At 62.5% G+C, this 16,364-nt stretch carries 16 protein-coding genes; 9 read left to right on the plus strand and 7 right to left on the minus strand.

Annotation, left to right across the window (positions count from 1 at the left end):
• The first annotated feature begins 192 nt into the window (after nucleotides 1-192).
• From GA829_RS30495 to GA829_RS30505, 3 genes are read left to right on the plus strand one after another with little or no spacing between them, the layout of a single operon-like run.
• On the plus strand, nucleotides 193-990 hold the full coding sequence (locus GA829_RS30495; protein WP_195176255.1) for a FadR/GntR family transcriptional regulator: 798 nt from the start codon (nucleotides 193-195) through the stop codon (nucleotides 988-990).
• 18 nt (nucleotides 991-1,008) lie between these two features.
• Nucleotides 1,009-2,145 (plus strand): alpha-hydroxy acid oxidase, encoded by a 1,137-nt coding sequence (locus GA829_RS30500; protein ID WP_195176256.1) that lies wholly within the window; start codon nucleotides 1,009-1,011, stop codon nucleotides 2,143-2,145.
• A gap of 35 nt (nucleotides 2,146-2,180) precedes the next feature.
• Nucleotides 2,181-2,954: a metallophosphoesterase gene (locus tag GA829_RS30505; RefSeq protein ID WP_195176257.1), complete on the plus strand. Its 774-nt coding sequence runs from the start codon at nucleotides 2,181-2,183 to the stop codon at nucleotides 2,952-2,954.
• Between the two features lie 56 nt (nucleotides 2,955-3,010).
• On the opposite strand, the gene GA829_RS30510 is transcribed toward GA829_RS30505, so the two are convergent.
• From GA829_RS30510 to GA829_RS30530, 5 genes are all read right to left on the minus strand, one after another.
• Nucleotides 3,011-3,865: a sigma-70 family RNA polymerase sigma factor gene (locus GA829_RS30510; RefSeq protein ID WP_195176258.1), complete on the minus strand. Its 855-nt coding sequence runs from the start codon at nucleotides 3,863-3,865 to the stop codon at nucleotides 3,011-3,013.
• A gap of 9 nt (nucleotides 3,866-3,874) precedes the next feature.
• Nucleotides 3,875-4,762, minus strand: coding sequence for an alpha/beta hydrolase (locus tag GA829_RS30515; protein ID WP_195176259.1), 888 nt, complete (start codon nucleotides 4,760-4,762; stop codon nucleotides 3,875-3,877).
• A 111-nt stretch (nucleotides 4,763-4,873) separates the two neighbouring features.
• Nucleotides 4,874-5,188, minus strand: coding sequence for a putative quinol monooxygenase (locus tag GA829_RS30520; RefSeq protein WP_195176260.1), 315 nt, complete (start codon nucleotides 5,186-5,188; stop codon nucleotides 4,874-4,876).
• Between the two features lie 290 nt (nucleotides 5,189-5,478).
• On the minus strand, nucleotides 5,479-5,619 hold the full coding sequence (locus GA829_RS30525) for a hypothetical protein (protein WP_023782442.1): 141 nt from the start codon (nucleotides 5,617-5,619) through the stop codon (nucleotides 5,479-5,481).
• Nucleotides 5,620-5,938: 319 nt separating this feature from the next.
• Complete coding sequence (locus tag GA829_RS30530; RefSeq protein ID WP_195176261.1) at nucleotides 5,939-6,637, minus strand: type 1 glutamine amidotransferase; 699 nt, start codon at nucleotides 6,635-6,637, stop codon at nucleotides 5,939-5,941.
• Between the two features lie 88 nt (nucleotides 6,638-6,725).
• On the opposite strand from GA829_RS30530, the gene GA829_RS30535 reads away from it, so the two are divergent.
• The 4 genes from GA829_RS30535 to GA829_RS30550 all read left to right on the plus strand — a co-directional run bounded on the left by GA829_RS30535 (nucleotide 6,726) and on the right by GA829_RS30550 (nucleotide 10,877).
• Nucleotides 6,726-7,373, plus strand: a complete 648-nt coding sequence (locus tag GA829_RS30535) for a hypothetical protein (protein WP_195176262.1) — start codon at nucleotides 6,726-6,728, stop codon at nucleotides 7,371-7,373.
• Nucleotides 7,374-7,404: 31 nt separating this feature from the next.
• Nucleotides 7,405-8,139 (plus strand): 16S rRNA (uracil(1498)-N(3))-methyltransferase, encoded by a 735-nt coding sequence (locus tag GA829_RS30540; protein ID WP_195176263.1) that lies wholly within the window; start codon nucleotides 7,405-7,407, stop codon nucleotides 8,137-8,139.
• A gap of 244 nt (nucleotides 8,140-8,383) precedes the next feature.
• Nucleotides 8,384-9,757, plus strand: coding sequence for a glutamate--cysteine ligase (locus GA829_RS30545; RefSeq protein ID WP_195176264.1), 1,374 nt, complete (start codon nucleotides 8,384-8,386; stop codon nucleotides 9,755-9,757).
• 100 nt (nucleotides 9,758-9,857) lie between these two features.
• Nucleotides 9,858-10,877 carry a DUF937 domain-containing protein gene (locus tag GA829_RS30550; RefSeq protein ID WP_195176265.1) on the plus strand — a complete coding sequence of 340 codons (1,020 nt, stop codon included), beginning with the start codon at nucleotides 9,858-9,860 and terminating at the stop codon, nucleotides 10,875-10,877.
• A gap of 159 nt (nucleotides 10,878-11,036) precedes the next feature.
• On the opposite strand, the gene GA829_RS30555 is transcribed toward GA829_RS30550, so the two are convergent.
• Nucleotides 11,037-11,327, minus strand: a complete 291-nt coding sequence (locus GA829_RS30555) for a DUF1127 domain-containing protein (RefSeq protein WP_195176266.1) — start codon at nucleotides 11,325-11,327, stop codon at nucleotides 11,037-11,039.
• Between the two features lie 171 nt (nucleotides 11,328-11,498).
• Between GA829_RS30555 and GA829_RS30560 the strand changes: the two genes are divergently transcribed.
• Nucleotides 11,499-12,455, plus strand: a complete 957-nt coding sequence (locus GA829_RS30560) for a LysR substrate-binding domain-containing protein (protein ID WP_195176267.1) — start codon at nucleotides 11,499-11,501, stop codon at nucleotides 12,453-12,455.
• A gap of 6 nt (nucleotides 12,456-12,461) precedes the next feature.
• On the opposite strand, the gene GA829_RS30565 is transcribed toward GA829_RS30560, so the two are convergent.
• Nucleotides 12,462-14,672: a bifunctional diguanylate cyclase/phosphodiesterase gene (locus tag GA829_RS30565; RefSeq protein WP_258052018.1), complete on the minus strand. Its 2,211-nt coding sequence runs from the start codon at nucleotides 14,670-14,672 to the stop codon at nucleotides 12,462-12,464.
• A gap of 120 nt (nucleotides 14,673-14,792) precedes the next feature.
• On the opposite strand from GA829_RS30565, the gene xseA reads away from it, so the two are divergent.
• Nucleotides 14,793-16,358 (plus strand): exodeoxyribonuclease VII large subunit, encoded by a 1,566-nt coding sequence (gene xseA / locus GA829_RS30570; protein WP_195176268.1) that lies wholly within the window; start codon nucleotides 14,793-14,795, stop codon nucleotides 16,356-16,358.
• The last annotated feature ends 6 nt before the right edge of the window (nucleotides 16,359-16,364 follow it).

Here is a 16,364-nt window from a genome sequence, read left to right on the forward strand (position 1 = left end):
CTCTGAGCCCTTCGTGCAATCGCGTCCCTCTAGGGCCAATCGCTGGGAGACGCAAACAGCAAGTTTAGCCGACGACAACAGAGCGAGGACTCGCGCACCCGGGCCAAAATAGAAGAATTGGATAAATAATTTGACCAGTTGCCGACGCAGGCTTTATCGTAAGCGGCACCGGTTCAAGCCCCAGGCACCCTGTTGAGCGACATTTTTTCCAGGATCGAGCATTCGCGCACCGCCGACGAAGTGGTGCAGCAAATCGAGAGCCTCATTCTCGAGGGTGTCCTGCGCACAGGCGACCGGCTGCCCGGCGAGCGCGAACTGGCACGCCAGTTCGACGTGTCGCGGCCGATCCTGCGCGATGCACTGAAGGCGCTCGAAGGGCGCGGCTTGTTAACGACGCGGCCAGGTGGCGGCACCCATGTGACCGACGTCACCGGCCAATTATTCACCAAGCCAGTGACGGACCTGATCTCGATGCACCGCAAGGCGGTGACCGACTATCTGGAATACCGCCGCGAGATCGAGGGGATCGCTGCCGAATATGCCGCGCGGCGCGCCACGCCTGATGATCTCGCACTGCTCGACCAGATCATGGCGCGGATGGACGAAGCGGACCGGACCGGCGACTTTGACGACGAGGCCGAGATCGACGTCGAGTTCCATCACGCGATCTGCGAATGCGCGCACAACATCATCCTTCTGCACACGCTGCGCTCCTGCTATCGGCTGTTGTCGGAAGGCGTGTTCCAGAACCGGCTGCTGGTGTTCAGTGTGCCCGGCGCACGCGAGGCGCTTTTGGCGCAGCACCGCGCCATCCATGCGGCGGTCAAGGCCGGTGACCCGGCCGCGGCACGGCAGGCGGCGATGGACCACATCACTTACGTCGAACGATCGATGGCCGAGGCCGAACGCAGCGGCGACTGGCAGCGCGTGTCTCGGCTCAGGCTGAAGCAGCGTGTCGATGATACCGAACCCGCACGCAAACGCTCCTAATCTCGAAACGGGAAGCCCATGAGCCAGATCCTTACCATCGCCGACCTCAAGGACCTCGCGCGACGGCGCGTGCCGAAAATGTTCTTCGACTATGCCGATTCCGGAGCTTGGACCGAAGGCACCTACCGGGCGAACGAAGAGGATTTCCAGAAGATCAAGTTCCGCCAGCGCGTGCTTGTCGACATGAGCAACCGCTCGCTGGAATCGACCATGATCGGCGAGAAGGTAGCCATGCCGGTGGCATTGGCCCCAACCGGCCTGACCGGCATGCAGCACGCCGATGGCGAAATGCTGGCGGCGCAAGCGGCGGAAGAATTCGGCGTCCCATTCACCCTGTCGACCATGAGCATCTGTTCGATCGAGGATGTCGCCTCGGTGACGAAAAAGCCGTTCTGGTTCCAGCTCTATGTGCTGCGCGACAAGGATTTCGTGCTCGACCTGATCGACCGGGCCAAGGCGGCGAAATGCTCGGCGCTGGTGCTGACACTGGATCTGCAGATCCTCGGCCAGCGCCACAAGGATGTCCGCAACGGCTTGTCGGCGCCGCCCAAGATGACGCTGGCCAACATCGCCGACATTGCAATGCGCCCGCGCTGGTGGATGGGCATGGCTAGCACCAAGCGCCGCACCTTCCGCAACATCGTCGGTCATGCCAAAGGCGTCGGCGACGTTGCTTCGTTGTCCTCGTGGACGACGGAGCAGTTCGATCCGCACCTCTCCTGGAAGGATGTCGCCTGGATCAAGGAACGCTGGGGCGGCAAGCTGATCCTGAAGGGCATTCTGGACAAGGAAGACGCACTGATGGCGGCCAAGACAGGCGCCGACGCAATCATCGTTTCCAACCATGGCGGACGGCAACTCGACGGCGCATCCTCCTCGATTGGCGTGCTGGAAGAGATTGCCGACGCGGTCGGCGACACAATCGAAGTGCACATGGATGGCGGCATCCGCTCCGGCCAGGATGTGCTGAAGGCATTGTGCCTCGGCGCAAAGGGCACCTATATCGGCCGGCCATTTCTCTATGGCCTAGGTGCTCTCGGCAAGGAAGGGGTTACCAAGGCGCTGGAAATCATCCGCAAGGAGATGGACATCACGCTGGCGCTGTGCGGAAAGCGTCTGGTCACCGACATGGGCAAGGACCAGCTTCGGCGCTAAACCGGTGACGGCCTGACCACGGAGACAACGAGGCGTTGGCAGAACCGGGTATCCATTTTCTTGACGCGCAGGGACCTGAAGGCGTGCGTCTCTACGCGATAGGCGACGTGCATGGACGGCTCGACCTGCTGGCCGCCATGCACAGCCAGATCATGGCGGAGATCGAGCGTGACCAGCCTTTCGACTGGCGCGTCATCCATCTCGGCGACTATGTCGATCGCGGGCCGGACTCCAAGGGCGTCATCGATTTCCTGATCGAGGCACGCAAGCGCGACCCACGCCATTTGATGCTGGCCGGCAATCACGACATCGGCTTTCTCGACTTTCTCAAAACGCCTGCTCCGGACGGACTTTTTGTCCGCTTCGGCGGCATCCAGACGGCGCAATCCTACGGCGTGGCGATCACTGAAGGCGCCAGCGCCTGGTTTGGCAAGGCCGAGGCGGCCGTGCGGAAGGGACATACGGCGCTGGTCGAGGCAGTGCCGCGAAGCCATGTCGCCTTCCTGCGGTCGCTGCCATTCTCACTGACGCTGGGCGATTTCTTCTTCTGTCACGCCGGCATCAAGCCGGGCGTTGCGCTGGAAAGACAGAGTATGCAGGACCTGATCTGGATCCGCGATGTCTTCCACAACCATCCGGGGCTGTTTCCAAAAATCATCGTGCACGGCCACACGCCGGTGGCCGAGGCCGAGGTGATGGCCAACCGGGTCAATGTCGACACGCTTGCCTGGCAGTCAGGAATTCTCACTGCGCTCGTCGTGGACGGCTCGGATAAACGTATTCTGACAATGACGGGAAAGGGAGCCTAGGCAGGATAACAGCGAATTACATGTGACTGTGTCCCCGATGGTCTTCTGGTAGCCCGTTAGCCCAATCGCACCCAATCCACCGATTCGAGCGCATAGGGGGCGAATAGAAAATCGCGGATCGCCGCGATCCGGTCCTTGCGCCAATCGACCAGAACGAAGTGCGCTGGCTTCTCCATGGCGCCGCTGTCGAAAACCAGCATGGCTGGACGGCCTTCGACCGCGCCGAGAGCGAACCGCCATTTCGTTTCTTCGGCATAGCGCGTGAAATAGGGGGCGATCTTGTCGCGCCCTTCCCATTTGAGCCGGTTTACCAGATCAAGCTTCACGTCGTCGGCGAGCATGGCGCGGATCGCATCGAAATCGCCGGTCCGAAACAAGTGGACGTAAGCGGCAATCTCTTGTCGCGCCGCATCGGACATCAGCGGCAACCGGGTGTCGTCATGCGCCAAGGCGAACTGCCGCAGCGCCACGCGCCCGCGCTGAAGCGCCGATTTGGCGGCTGCCGGCGAGCATTCGGCGATGCTCGCGATCTCGTCGACTGAATGACCCAGGACATCCTTGAGGATCACCGCACAACGCTGAAGTTCAGGCAGGCGCAGAAACGTCTGAAAGCCGATCGCGACGACATCCGCATCCGACATAGGCGCTGTTTCGATGTCTTCGGTAAGCGGAACGACCGTGTTGCGGGACCTGTCGCGCAAGAAATCAAGGCTCGTGTTGTGGGCGATGCGAAACATCCACCCCTCGAGATTTTCCACCACATCGCCCTGGGCTCGGGCGCGAAGCGCCTTGACCAGGGTATCCTGCAATATGTCCTCGCCATCGACCACTGATCCGGTCATGCGCGCGCAGTAGCGATGAAGGCGTGGCCGCATCGCTTTCAGGCGATCCTCGAATTCGTCCGTATTCATATCGAAGACCTAAGGTGCTTCCGCGCTTTGTTCCGCCAGGGATTTTGCCCAAATGTCGATGAGAATCTTCGACAGAGCCGCCGGCTGCGACAGAAATGGCGAGTGGCTGCTTTCCAATGTGTGGGTAATTGTCTTGCCGCCGATGGTACCGTCGACTGTCGCGATCATATGATCCTGACCGGTCAATGGAACCGCGCGATCCTGTGCGCAGCGGATATAGTGGCGCGGCACGGTGCCAAACCGCTCAGGCGTGATTTCCGATAGAGCCAAGGCTCCGGCGTTCGATTCGTCGCAATGAAGCTGCGCCGCCGCCTGCGCGAATTCTGCCTCGGGCACATCCGCGTAGAACGAGGCTTTGAGTAGCGATCTGTAGTCATCGTCAGCCGGGCCGGCGTTGATCCTTGTCGCGCCGATGGCGACGGGGTCTCCCACGAACAGTCCGGGCGACAGCGCTGAAGACATGGTTTCATGCATGAGCATCGCGAGCAACGGCACGCCGTTCGGCACCAGGAACCCGGCAAGATATACGACCGCGAGGAGCAGGTCCGGAACCTGCTCCGCAACCGCCGAAATCGTCATCCCGCCGGCCGAATGCCCGACCAGAATGACCTTGCCATCGCAGCGTGACGCGGCTTCTCTTACCAACGCAACCACCGCTCGCGTCCGCTCTTCCTGCGTAACGCCGGCTATGGGTGACCGCTCGGCGGCGAAAGCGGCCGGGTCGAATGGGCGGCGGCTGAGCGACTTCGGTGCTATCGCATTTGCCCCGGCGCCGGGGAGGTCGAGGGTCAGGGCCGCGAAGCCCTGGGCCTCAAGCATTGGGGTAACCCTGTCCCACGCCGAATGGTTGTGCCAGCCGCCGTGGACCAGGACAAAGGCTGCTTTGGTTGCCGACATCGTCGATCCTTCTTCGTCTCATTTCATGATCTTGACGACCGCGACAAGCGGCCGCCCGTTGTGTAGCCGTGATTTTGCCGCCTAACCCGGCGGCCGAACAAGAGGATGAGTTCAAGCTGCCCTGTTGCCGAACATTTCAACGTTCGTGCCGACAATCGAGTCCAGGCTCCCCAACTCAATGATCTTCGGGAAATAGGCCTTCATCCGTGGATCGCCGCGCATCGCCTCGACAGCCGCGGCGGTCTCCCACTCGGAGTAGATGACGACACCGGTGCCGTCGTTTGCAGCGATCAGCCGGGTCGCCTTCCAGCCGGGGAGCGTGCGGATCACCGTATCGGTGTTCTGCTTCAAGAGCTCGATCAGCGCATCCTGCTTGCCGGGTTTGACCTTCAACAGATTGATCAGAATGATGGATTCGCCGGACATGGGTGTACCTTTCAGTTGCGGACACACCAAGGACGAAACGGAGCGTGGAAACGGATCGCGGCAGTAAAAAGAATTCTGGGAAAGTCTCTCGAAGGGGCAGGGCTTTTGCCGAGCCTCGCCAGTTGATGCCAATTTGCCCCTTGGCGTTCCGATAGCCCTGGGCAGCGCTCGGCGCTTTAGCGCACGCAAGACGCAGATGCAGCAAAATGCCGGCTAAGAGCTCGCTGAAAATTTATGGGTCCTGATCCAAGGTGCCCGCGCCCTTGTGGGACGCGCTTCGGCACTGTGGGTCAGCGTAGGGAAGCGGTAACGCCGTAGCCGTCGACGGCGTTGTGGTTGTTGGCTGCGTCTGCGGCATAGATGCCGAGACCGCACAGGACAATGGCGGACAACATTGCAAAGGACAGAAGCGCTGCTTTCACGGACGTCATCTCTTGTTGAGCTTCCTGCATCTGTGCATCAGGTGGTTACCAATGCGTTGAAACGGAGAATTCGCTTCAAAGTTTCAACGTTTTCGCGCTTCTAGAAGCGTTCTGTATCGACGGTGTGTCGCGCGGGTCACACAAAAGGTTCATCGCGGTTGCACAGCCCATGCAGAGCGCGCGCCTTCTAGGATGACGGGCGGACACAAGCCAAGCCTGAAACAGGTTTTCCCGCGCGGATTCACCGCCGCGTGCCAAATATGCAACGGCACTAACGCACGCCCGCGAACGGGAAACCGGTCCTTGAGAGGGTTGGCGCGAGGTGGCGCTAGATTGTTGCCACCCAGGCGCGGGCAATGGCCAGGCCTGCGGCATCGGCGGCAGGTCCGTTGCGGGCCATTTCGCCATCCAGCTTGCCGGCCCAGTCGGGATGGCGCGCCGCGATGGTGGGAGCGAAGGACGAACTCCAGTCCTTCACCAATGGCCGGTCGGCCTCGAAATGAAACTGGAAACCATAGACGGCGCGGCCAACACGAAACGCCTGGTTCTCCGCTGTTTCATTGCCGGCGAGCCGCACCGCATTCTCAGGCAGCACAAACGTGTCGTCATGCCACTGGAAGATCGGGAATTTTTCGGGAAGCTTGCCCAGAACAGCATCGGATTTGGCGTCCGGTGTCAGGGAAACACCATGCCAGCCGAATTCATTGGCGGCGCCAATCTTGTTCTCGCCACCGAAAGCGCGGGCTACGAGCTGGCTGCCGAGGCAGATGCCGAGAACCGAGCGGTCCTTGTCGGCGAAATCGCGGGTCAGTTCGAGCAAGGCGGGAAAATAGGGGTAGTCATCGTCGGCGAGCGCATTCTGGCCGCCGCCGAGCACCACCATCGCATCATGCCCGGCCGCGTCATCCGGCAGCGGATCACCCTTGTAGGGCAGGCGCACATCGAGATCGGCCCCCGCTTCCTGAAGTGCCGCACCGACCTGGCCGAGGCCGGTATTGTCGAAGTTCTGGACCACCAGCACCCGCATCGCAAAACCCTGCTGACATGAAAACGATGGAACGAGCGATATCATGTTGCCGGCAATACAGCCAAGATGCGCATTCGGAGAGAAAGCTATGCCACTGCAGAACCGGATCGATCCGTTTGGCGCCATTCACGCAGCGCCCGAGCGTGGCCTGTTCATGGGCAATCGCGGCATCATCCATGATCCCGCAACCAAGACGTTGCTGAAAAAACGTTGGGCGCTCCACGCCTGGATCATCTGTGTCTGCGAGTTCCGCAATGTGCGACGCGATCCGATGGGCCGCAACCGGGCTGGTGGCAAAGCCGGCTGGACCGAGCTTTTCTTTCTCGACGAGGTGACGGCGCTGGCGGCGGGACACCGGCCTTGTTTCTTTTGCCAGCGCGAACGGGCCAAGGATTTCGTTGGCCGCTTTGGCGGAGCCTTCGGCATCACTGAACCACGGGCGCCGCAGGTCGACAAGCGGCTTCACAAGGAGCGGCTGGCGGCCGGCGGCAAACCGCCCAAGGTGGCTCTTGAACAACTCGCCGGACTGCCGGACGGCACCATGGTTGCCGACGGTGCCGATGCATTCGCACTACGCGGCGGCAAGGCACTACCCTGGTCTTTTGCCGGGTATGGGCCGCCTGCCGATTTCACCCGCATCGGCGAGACAGCGCTCTCGGTGCTGACGCCAGCGACGACGATTGCCGTGTTGCGGCAGGGCTTTCAACCAGTCTGGCATCCTTCCGCCGAGACTTGACGCCAGAGGCCGGCTCGCTCATTCCTCGCCGATGCGCGCCAATTACAAGATGCAACGGCTGTTCGTACCCGATGATCTCGGGTCAGATCTCGAATTCGAGCTTGGCCAGCAGCAAAGCCACTACCTGATGCATGTGCTTCGGCTTGGCGAAGGCGCTGAAGTGCTGTTGTTCAACGGCCGCGATGGCGAATGGTCGGCGGCCATCACCGCAAAATCCAAGAAGGCGGTGAAGCTTGGCGTTCTGGCGCGGCAAAGACCGCAGCCGCCATTGCCCGACCTTGTCTATTGTTTCGCGCCACTGAAGCAGGGACGGCTCGACTATCTCATGCAGAAGGCGGTGGAAATGGGCGCCGGTGTCCTGCAGCCGGTCATCACCCAGCACACGCAAGTGGCGAAGCCTCCCATCGATCGCCTGCGCGCCAATGTCGTCGAGGCCGCCGAACAATGCGGCATCCTGACGGTACCGGAGGTGCGCGAAGCGGAGAAGTTCGATCGGCTGCTCGCCGGTTGGGACAAGGACCGGCGGCTGATCTTCTGCGACGAGGACGCTTCAACCAACAATCCCCTGCCCGCGTTGCAGGCGGTGCAAGAGAAGAAGCTTGCGCTGCTGGTCGGGCCCGAAGGCGGCTTTTCCGACGAGGAGCGCAAGATGCTGCGCGCTTTGCCGTTCGTGACAGCCATCCCGCTCGGTCAACGCATCCTGCGCGCCGACACGGCGGCGGTGGCGGCGCTGGCGGTCATACAGGCAACAATCGGAGACTGGTGAGGCCTCCCCTTGTTCAAGGGGTGGGGCGGAGCATCAATGTTCAATTCCTGTTGAACTGTGGCTCAGGATTTTTTGCTTGATCGTCTGCTGACATTTCGTCCATCTAGCGCCGCGGTCGTCCGATCGCGTACAGCGCCGCGCGTTCTTTCAGACGCGCACAGGACGCTGTAGTACTTGATTTTGGTGCGGGATCCTTTCCGAAAAATCGAAGGCGATTTTCGGGATCATGCTCCGGAGGGGTTTCATGGCGCGCGACACAACCGATTTCCGGCCCATCGAAAACATCGACGAACTCGTCGAGCACCTGGCCGAAGGCAACAAGCCGCGCGACAAGTGGCGCATCGGTACCGAGCACGAGAAATTCCCGTTCTATGTCGACGGCAACGCGCCGGTGCCCTATGGCGGCGAGCGTGGCATCCGCGCCATCCTCGAAGGCATGCAGTACAAGCTCGGCTGGGATCCGATCATGGACGCCGGCCGCATCATCGGCCTGGTCGAACCGACCGGCCAGGGCGCGATTTCGCTCGAGCCCGGCGGCCAGTTCGAATTGTCCGGCGCACCGCTGGAAACGATCCACCAGACCTGCCGCGAAGGCAATGCCCACCTGGCTCAGGTGCGTGAGATCGCCGAGCCCATGGGCATCCGCTTCCTCGGCCTTGGCGGCAGCCCGAAATGGTCGCTGGCCGAGACGCCGAAGATGCCGAAATCCCGCTACGAGATCATGACGCGCTATATGCCCAAGGTCGGCACCAAGGGCCTCGACATGATGTACCGCACCTGCACCATCCAGGTTAACCTCGACTTCGAGAGCGAAGCCGACATGCGCCGCAAGATGCAGGTTTCGCTGAAGCTGCAGCCGCTGTCGACGGCGCTGTTCGCCAATTCCCCTTTCACCGAGAGCAAGCCGAACGGGTTGCAGAGCTGGCGCGGCGACATCTGGCGCGACACCGACAACCAGCGGTCCGGCCTGCTTGAGTTCTGCTTCTCGCCCGAGTTCGGCTTTGCAGACTACGTCGAATGGGCGCTCGACGTGCCGATGTATTTCGTCATCCGCGACGGCCACTACCATGACATGACGCACATCACCTTCCGCCAGTTCATGGCCGGTGCGGCCCGTAATGAAGTGCCTGATGGGCTGCCGACCATGGGTGACTGGGCGAACCACCTGTCGACGCTGTTTCCGGATGTCCGGCTGAAGCGCTTCCTTGAAATGCGCGGCGCCGACGGCGGACCCTGGCGCCGGATTTGCGCATTGCCGGCGTTCTGGGTCGGCCTGCTCTATGACGAGGCGGCCCTCGACGCCGCCGAGGCGCTGACGTCGAGCTGGAGCTACGCGGAAGTGCTGGCGATGCGCAATGCGGTGCCCGAACAAGGTATTTCGGCGCCGTTCCGCAACACGACGCTGCGCGAGATTGCCCGTGACGTGATGACCATTTCGCGCATGGGGCTGAAGAATCGCGGCCGCAAGAACCGCGACGGCTACGACGAGACCTCATTCCTCAACACGCTTGACGAAGTCGTCGCACGTGGCACCACCAGCGCCGAGGAAATGCTCTCCGCCTACCACACGCGCTGGGGCGGTTCGATCGAGCCGGTGTTCATGGAATATGCCTACTAAAGGTCGCTATCCGCGCGGCTGACACCGCCGCGAAAAGCCGCTTCAATCGGCCATCGAAACGAATTAGGCTCTCCGCCGAGGATTACCGGAGGAGAAGCCGATGCCCACCTTGTTCGATATGCTGGCGCAGGCCCAGAACGGCAACGGGATGGATGCGCTCGCCCGCCAGTTTGGCCTTTCGCAGCAACAGGCGCAAGCCGCCGTCGCCGCGCTGCTGCCGGCCTTCTCGCAAGGGCTGCAGCGCAACACCGCGGATCCCTATGGACTAGGCGCCTTCATGACGGCGATGGCGAGTGGCCAGCATGCCCAGTATTTCGAGGACGCGACCCGAGCCTTTTCGCCGCAAGGCGTTGATGAGGGCAATGGCATTCTCGGGCACCTGTTCGGCTCCAAGGACCTGTCGCGCGCGATTGCCAGCCAGGCGGCGCAGGCCAGCGGCGTCAGCCAGCAGATCCTGCAGCAGATGCTTCCGGCCATCGCCTCGATGGTCATGGGTGGGCTGTTCAAGCAGACCACAAATCAGATGCAGGCGGCGGGCGGCTTCGGCGGCGGCGGCAATCCGCTGGGCGAGATCATCGAACAGATGATGCGCCAAGGGGGTGGCCTGGGCGGTGGCGCGGCGGCCCCGCAGCCGCGCCAGGCGCCACAGCCTCAGAACTCGATGGACAATCCGTTTGGCAAGGTGCTGCAGGACATGTTCGGCGGCGGTGCGGCGCAGCCGCAAAGCCAACCACAGCAAGCACCCGACCCCTATGGCGGAAACCCGCTTGGCAAAGTGTTGCAGGATATGTTCGGTGGCGGCGCCGCGCAGCCGCAGGGCCGCGCGCAGCCCCAGCAACCGCAAAGCCCCTACGGCGACAATCCGCTCGGAAAGATGTTCGAGGAACTGCTGCGGCAAGGCGGCGGCGGTGGTTTTGGCAGTGGCATGCCGGGCGGCCAACCGCAACCGCAGCAGCCACAGGCACCGCAACCACATACCAATCCCAGCGGCCGGCCACGAAACCCATTCGACGATGTGTTCGGCAAGATGTTCGAGACCGGCGCACAGCAGCGCGACGATTACCAGAAGGGGATGGAATCGATCTTCGACCAGTTCAAGCGCGGCATGGACCGGCGCTAAGCCCTGCTCCAAAAGAAAAGCCCGGTCCTGGGAGGACCGGGCAGGGTGCAGGCGGGCCGGCGGGGATCCGGCAGGGAGTGGGAGCCTGCATACTCATCAGTCGCACCGAACCTCAAAAAGGTTCATGGCGACCGCAACGATAGCAACCAGCAAACGCGATCAGGCAACCTTGCGGGCGATATCCTCGATCGTCTCCACACGGTCGCTGGCGATTTCGCGCAGCATGACAGTCGGATCACGGCCAAACGGCACATCGATGGCGACGTGCAGGTCGGCACGCGTAAGCCCGATGTCGGCGAGTTCGGCGTCGGACATATCGCCAAGGCGATAGAAGGCGCGGCGGTTTTTCAAGGCGCGGTAGAAATTGGAGACGGTGTTGGCCACGCGCGTCGCAACAGCCGGACGCGAAGTGATGCGCGAGGTCTCGGTGGCGAAATCAAACGTGGTCATGTCGGTCTCCTTCAGACTCGAACGAAGAACCAGGCAACCGGCGCGAAAGCGACCGTTCCCGTTCCAATTCACATGCCTTCATGTGGACGATGCGAATTTGCCACGGCACGATTGATTAATCCAACGAATGTTTCTAATCTTTAACATCAACACTAATGATGGATCATATCGATGAAAGCGCCTCTCGATCTCGATCAGTTGCAGACCTTCATCTCGATTGCCGACACCGGCAGCTTCACGCGCGCCGCCGAAGAGGTGCACCGCACCCAGTCGGCGGTGTCGATGCAGATGCGCCGGCTGGAGGAGCGGATCGGCAAGCCGCTGTTCGAAAAAGACGGGCGCACCAACCGGCTGACCGAGGAAGGCGACAAGCTGCTCTCCTACGCAAGGCGGATGCTGTTTCTCAACCGCGAAACGCTGGCCGCCTTCGACGACCGGCGGCTCGAAGGCACGATCCGCATCGGCACGCCCGACGATTATGCCGACCGCTTCCTGCCCGAGATCATGGCGCGGTTCACCCGCTCCAACCCGCGCGTCGAGCTGACCGTCATCTGCGAGCCGACGCCGGGGCTTGTCGAACACATCAAGCGCGGCAATCTCGACCTGGCACTGGTCACGCACAACGACACGCGCGGCCAGTCGGAAGTGGTGCGGCGCGAGCCGCTGCTCTGGGTGACCTCCGTCAACCATGCAACGCATGAGCAGGAAACGCTGCCGATGGCATTCGGCCGGCCGAACTGCATCTGGCGGCGCGCCGCGGTCGATGTGCTCGACCGGCAGAGCCGCGACTATCGCATCCTGTTCACCAGCTTTTCGGCAACCGTCATTACTGCCGCGGTGCTTTCCGGTCTCGCCATCTCGGTGCTGCCAGAATGCGCGCTTCGCCCCGGCATGCGCGTCTTGGGCGAGGCCGATGGCTTCGGCGCCCTGCCCGATTGCCGGATCGGCATCATGCGCGGCCAGACATCACGGCCGGAGATCGTCGATGCGCTTGCCCGCCATATCTCGGAAAGCCTGGACAACATATCCGTGCCGACCAGCGAAGAGGCCGGAACCTTCGATTTCGCCGCGCTCGCCTTCACCAAGATGAAGCGGACCAAGCCGAACCAGATTCTGCCGGGCTGGTAGGAAAGGTCAGACGCGGACCCGGGTTGGCCCGCCCCGACCCGATGCGCGACCGCTGAGGCCGAGCAATTGGGCTGGCTCAAGCGGCGGCGACAACAGATAGCCTTGCAACTGATGACAGCCCATGCCGACGAGCAGGTTTTTCTGCTCCTCGGTCTCAACGCCCTCGGCGGTGACTTCTACGTCGAGGGCGATGGCAAGGTCGATCAAAGCCTTGACGATGGCGGCCGAATTTCGGTCGGCATCCAGAAGGCGCACAAACGACCGGTCGATCTTGAGCTTGTCGATGACATGGCGGCGCAGATAACTCAGCGATGAATAGCCGGTGCCGAAATCATCAAGCACCACGCGAATGCCCATTTGGCGCAATGCCGCCAGAACCATCCTGGTCGTGTCGTTGCTCTCCAGAAGCACGCTTTCGGTGACCTCCAGCTGCAACCGCCCTGGTGCCAGGCCGGCTTCTTCCAGGATCGACGCGACCTGACCCGCAAAGGCCGCGTCGCGCAATTGCAACGGCGACACGTTGACGGCAACCCAAGGCAGTTTCGTGCCGGCAGCGAACTGGCAGGCCTCCTGCAGCACCCATTTGCCGAGATCACCAATCATGCCGCGCTCTTCGGCAATGGCGATGAACTGCTGCGGCGGCAGAGCGCCATGGATCTCATGCGCCCAGCGGATCAGGGCTTCGGCGCCGAGCATCGTCTTGCCGTCCGCCGCGAAGATCGGCTGATAGGCCAGCTTGATCCCGGTGCCGCTGATGAGGGCATTGCGAAGCTCGCTCTCGACCTTGCGCTTGCGCAGCAAGAGGTCGTCCATGTCGCCAGCGAAGACCTCATAGCGATCGCGACCGTTTTTCTTGGCCTCATAAAGCGCGATGTCGGCCTTGCGCAGCAGATCATCCGCGTCGGTCCCCGGCCCCGTTGTCAGAGCTATGCCGATGCTGGCGCTGACGAAGACCTGATCGTCCATCAGCTTGAAAGGGTCGCGCATCCTTTCCAGCAGCTTTTCCGAAGCATCCTCCGCGGCCCTTGCGTCACGAATATCGATCAGAATGATCGCGAATTCGTCGCCGCCGAGCCGCGCCACGGTGTCGATCTCGCGGATTGCGCGCTTTAACCTGGCTGCCGTCTGACGCACGAGTTCATCGCCGGCGGGGTGGCCAAGCGTGTCGTTGATATGCTTGAAACGATCGATGTCGAGATAGAGCAGCGCCATCCGGGCGGAATCATGCCCGGCTGTGAGCAAGGCCCTCCGCAGCCTGTCTTCGAACAGCGCCCGGTTGGGTAGCCCGGTAAGCGTATCGTGAAAGGCGAGATACTGCGCTTCCGCCTGGCTAGTCTGCAGCGCGAGTGACGCCCGGCGCAAGCGCCTCAGGAGAAAGGCCAAGGCGGCGGCCGAAAGCAGCATGCCGGCGACCAACGCCGGACCGGCCTTGCGCACCAGCGTCAGGCCAGGGCGCTCCTGATCCCAACTGATGTATCCCAAAATGACATTGCGTGAATCCATGAGCGGGATAACAGCCGAGCCGACCGGCTGCGACAACGGCACCAGATGCGCCCCATCAAGCAGGTATTTCTCACCAATCCTGCCGACGACGGCGTCGTTGATGAATTCCACCGAGACATGCAGATATTCGCTGCCTGGGGCCTGAGTGACACGATCCGAGTTCGGCACCAGCGGCATGACGCTGAGGATGGCGGGCATTCCGCCAAGCGATACCAGGTCTTCGGCGACCATTTTCGTCGGTCCGGCGGACGGAGCCTCTTTCGAAGGTTGCGTGAGCAGGGCACGCAACCTTTCGATGGTCGGAAGCAGAGCGGGCTCGTCGGCGCCATAGACGTCCGGCGGCACCACCTTTCCTTCATGCATCGCATGGATCGGGCGGTTCGCGTCGTCCAGCACATAGACCCGGTTATGGCCGTAGTAGGAATACATCCAGACGCTAAGGTTCTCCGCCATCCAGGCCTGGTTGCCGGCTTTGGCATTGACGACGGAATCATCCCATACCGAGACGCTTTCCTGCTCGCGCTCGACCGCGGCGATCCTGTCCTGCAAGCCATTGGCGAAGAATATCTTTTGTCGCTCAAGCGAAACACGGTCGGCCTGGACGGCGGCGTAGAAGCCAAAGCCAACGACCATGACCAGTGCAAAGGCGGCAAGCGCCAGCACGGTCAGCGTGACCTGATACGTCAAAGGGCTGCGATATGCGCGTAGGCTCATGCTTCCCCGGCCAGCTCCGTTGTGCCCAAGTCAACCAAAGCGGACTTAAGATCGTGTTACGCCCCCTTGAGTCAAGCAAGGCGCCTTGACGCGCCCCCCCAACCGCCTGCCAATTGCCGGATGAGCGATGCAGCATCCGAATCACGCACCAACGCCGCCGAATACACGGTGAGCGAGATTTCCGGCGCGTTGAAGCGCACGGTGGAGGATGTCTTCGGCAATGTGCGGGTGCGTGGCGAAATTTCAGGCTATCGCGGGCCACATTCGTCAGGCCATGCCTATTTCGCGCTGAAGGATGACCGTGCCCGGCTCGACGCAGTGGTGTGGAAAGGCACGATGAGCCGGCTGAAATTCCGTCCCGAGGAAGGGATGGAGGTGATCGCCACCGGCAAGCTCACCACCTATCCCGGGAAATCGAACTACCAGATTGTCATCGACAACCTGGAGCCGGCTGGCGCCGGGGCGCTGATGGCCTTACTGGAAGAGCGCAAGCGCCGGCTGCAGGCCGAGGGCTTGTTCGATGCAGGCCGCAAGCAGTTGCTGCCCTTCATGCCGCGCATCATCGGTGTCGTTACGTCACCAACGGGCGCGGTTATCCGCGACATCATCCACCGCATCAAGGACCGGTTTCCGCTGCATGTGCTGGTCTGGCCGGTGCGGGTGCAAGGCGAGACGGCCGGCGCCGAAGTGGCTGCCGCCGTCAATGGGTTCAATGAACTGGCCTGGGACGGCGCGATTCAGCGGCCGGACCTGTTGATCGTGGCGCGCGGCGGCGGCAGCCTCGAGGACCTCTGGGGGTTCAACGACGAGGCGCTGGCCCGCGCTGTTGCTGCCTCCGTCATTCCGGTGATTTCGGCCGTTGGCCATGAAACCGACTGGACGCTGATCGACCTGGTGGCGGACGTGCGGGCGCCGACGCCAACGGGCGCGGCCGAGATCGCCGTGCCGGTACGGGCGGACCTTGAAGCGACACTGGCCAGCCTCGGAGCACGGCTCAAAACGGCGGTCTCGCGCAATTTCGAGCGCAAGCGGCAAGCCGCGCGCGCCGCGGCACGCGCGCTCCCTTCGCCAGACCAGTTGCTGGCGCTGCCGCGCCGCCGCCTTGACGAGGCGACCAGCCGGCTCGGCCGCGCGCTCTCGGTCAGCGTCGAACGCAAACGGGCCCGCCTTGCCGCACAGCGGCTGACGCCGGCCACCTTGTCGCGGCGCATCAACGAGACCCGCACGCTGACCGGGCGCGATCTCGCCCGCGCGCAGGCGGCGTTCTTCGCCATCGTGCGCGAGCGCCGCACACGTTTCTCACGCACCACGGCGCGGCTGTCTCCGGCGCCGATCGCCAGGCGGCAGAAACTGCTGGGCGATGCGCTGACGGCCTTGGCGCGGCGAAATGATCAGGTGATTTCCGTAAAGCTCGAACGCTTGCGCGGAAAACTAACCCAGGCCGACCGGTTGCTGGCAACGCTTTCGCACAAGGCCGTTCTGGCGCGCGGCTTCGCGTTGGTGAAGGATGCCGACGGCGCGGTCGTCAAGCAGGCCGCCGATGTGGCGGCGGGAATGGCGCTTTCGCTGGAATTCGCCGACGGGACCGCTGATGCGGTCGCGACCAGCGGCGCGGCAAAACCAAAGCCGGCGGCGAAGCCCGCTGCCAAGGGCAAAGAGCCCGGCAACCAGGGATCCCTGTTCTGAGACGCT

Origin of the sequence: Mesorhizobium sp. INR15 (assembly GCF_015500075.1) — a bacterium.
GTDB lineage: Bacteria > Pseudomonadota > Alphaproteobacteria > Rhizobiales > Rhizobiaceae > Mesorhizobium.

Coding starts and splice junctions, on each gene's coding strand:
- GA829_RS30560 (WP_195176267.1), top strand. CDS start 11,499: ATGAAAGCGCCTCTCGATCTCGATCAGTTGCAGACCTTCATCTCGATT.
- GA829_RS30515 (WP_195176259.1), bottom strand. CDS start 4,762: ATGTCGGCAACCAAAGCAGCCTTTGTCCTGGTCCACGGCGGCTGGCAC.
- GA829_RS30535 (WP_195176262.1), top strand. CDS start 6,726: ATGCCACTGCAGAACCGGATCGATCCGTTTGGCGCCATTCACGCAGCG.
- GA829_RS30540 (WP_195176263.1), top strand. CDS start 7,405: ATGCGCGCCAATTACAAGATGCAACGGCTGTTCGTACCCGATGATCTC.
- GA829_RS30525 (WP_023782442.1), bottom strand. CDS start 5,619: ATGACGTCCGTGAAAGCAGCGCTTCTGTCCTTTGCAATGTTGTCCGCC.
- GA829_RS30500 (WP_195176256.1), top strand. CDS start 1,009: ATGAGCCAGATCCTTACCATCGCCGACCTCAAGGACCTCGCGCGACGG.
- GA829_RS30550 (WP_195176265.1), top strand. CDS start 9,858: ATGCCCACCTTGTTCGATATGCTGGCGCAGGCCCAGAACGGCAACGGG.
- GA829_RS30545 (WP_195176264.1), top strand. CDS start 8,384: ATGGCGCGCGACACAACCGATTTCCGGCCCATCGAAAACATCGACGAA.
- GA829_RS30530 (WP_195176261.1), bottom strand. CDS start 6,637: ATGCGGGTGCTGGTGGTCCAGAACTTCGACAATACCGGCCTCGGCCAG.
- xseA (WP_195176268.1), top strand. CDS start 14,793: ATGAGCGATGCAGCATCCGAATCACGCACCAACGCCGCCGAATACACG.
- GA829_RS30520 (WP_195176260.1), bottom strand. CDS start 5,188: ATGTCCGGCGAATCCATCATTCTGATCAATCTGTTGAAGGTCAAACCC.
- GA829_RS30510 (WP_195176258.1), bottom strand. CDS start 3,865: ATGAATACGGACGAATTCGAGGATCGCCTGAAAGCGATGCGGCCACGC.
- GA829_RS30565 (WP_258052018.1), bottom strand. CDS start 14,672: ATGAGCCTACGCGCATATCGCAGCCCTTTGACGTATCAGGTCACGCTG.
- GA829_RS30555 (WP_195176266.1), bottom strand. CDS start 11,327: ATGACCACGTTTGATTTCGCCACCGAGACCTCGCGCATCACTTCGCGT.